Source organism: Streptomyces griseomycini (assembly GCF_014203535.1).
Taxonomy (GTDB): Bacteria; Actinomycetota; Actinomycetes; order Streptomycetales; family Streptomycetaceae; genus Streptomyces; species Streptomyces griseomycini.
Genome location: NZ_JACHJI010000070.1, coordinates 1 through 1,441, shown reverse-complemented (window position 1 = coordinate 1,441; position 1,441 = coordinate 1). Strand labels below are relative to the sequence as shown.

Here is a 1,441-nt window from a genome sequence, read left to right as displayed (position 1 = left end):
GACGCCCTGTGGAACCACGACGACGACCAGGGCGTCGGCGCGCTGCGCGCCATCGAGCAGGCCGGCCGCGACGAGTTCCTGATGGTCGGCGGAGCAGGTGCCAAGTCCGCGATGGACGCCATCAGGGCCGACAACGGCGTCCTGAAGGCGACCGTCCTGTACCCGCCGACGATGGCCGCCTCCGCCATCGACCTCGCCCGCGCCCTCGGCCAGGGCAAGGGCGTCGGCGGTCTCGCCGAGTTCGAGATCCCGTCCTCGCTGACCCTCTACTCGGCCGTCGTCGACAAGGACAACGTCGACCAGTACCTGCCGACCGGCTTCATCTGACCGGTCCGGGCCCCGGGCCCCGGCAACACAGCGATGAGTCAGTGACACTCCGACGAGGAGGAATCCGTATGGAACAGAGGGACGGCCGGACCGAGCCGCCGGCACTCGGCGTGGGCATGGTCGGGTACGCGTTCATGGGCGCCGCCCACTCACAAGGATGGCGCACCGTGGGGCGCGTGTTCGACCTGCCGCGGCGGCCGGTCCTCGCCGCGATCGCCGGCCGCGACCCGCACGCCGTGCGGGCGGCGGCCGACCGGCACGGCTGGGCCGCGGCGGAGACCGACTGGCGTGCCCTGGTCGAACGGGACGACGTCGACCTCGTCGACATCTGCACCCCCGGCGACAGCCACGCCGAGATCGCGATCGCCGCGCTGGAGGCCGGCAAGCACGTGCTGTGCGAGAAGCCCCTGGCCAATTCGGTCGCCGAGGCGGAGGCCATGGTCCGCGCCGCCGAAGCGGCCCGTGCCCGCGGGCAGGTGGCGATGGTGGGCTTCAACTACCGGCGCGTGCCCGCCCTCACCTACGCACGCCGGCTCATCGCCGACGGCCGGCTCGGCGCGCTCCGCCACGTCCGGGTCACCTACCTCCAGGACTGGCTGGTGGACCCGGAGTTCCCGCTGACCTGGCGGCTGCAGCGGGAGCACGCGGGGTCGGGGGCGCTCGGCGACCTCGGGGCGCACATCGTCGACCTCGCCCAGTACCTGGTGGGCGAGGTGCTGGTAGGCGTCTCCGCCCAGATGGAGACCTTCGTCAGGGAACGCCCCCGTCCCGACGGTGCCTCCGCCGGCCTGACCGCTTCCGGCGGCACCCGGCGCGGGCCGGTCACGGTCGACGACGCGGCCGTCTTCACCGGCCGGTTCTCCTCGGGGGCGCTCGCCACGTTCGAGGCGACCCGGATGGCGTCGGGACGCAAGAACACCCTGCGGCTGGAGATCAACGGCGAGTTCGGTTCGCTCGCGTTCGACCTGGAGCGGCTCAACGAGCTGTCCTTCCACGACCATCGGGAGCCGGCCGAGACGGCCGGTTTCCGTCGCATCCTGGTCACCGAGCCGGAGCATCCTTACCTGGAGGCGTGGTGGCCGCCGGGTCATGGTCTGGGGTACGAGCACACGTT

General features: G+C 72.4%; 1 protein-coding gene and 1 pseudogene. Both read left to right on the top strand.

Translation table 11 applies throughout. The features are described from left to right. Positions 1–327 (top strand): annotated as a pseudogene (locus FHS37_RS38755) (sugar ABC transporter substrate-binding protein); the annotation flags it as partial. A gap of 68 nt (positions 328–395) precedes the next feature. Continuing rightward, positions 396–1,441 (top strand): Gfo/Idh/MocA family protein (locus tag FHS37_RS38750; protein ID WP_184830022.1); only part of this gene is annotated, 1,046 nt, incomplete at its 3' end.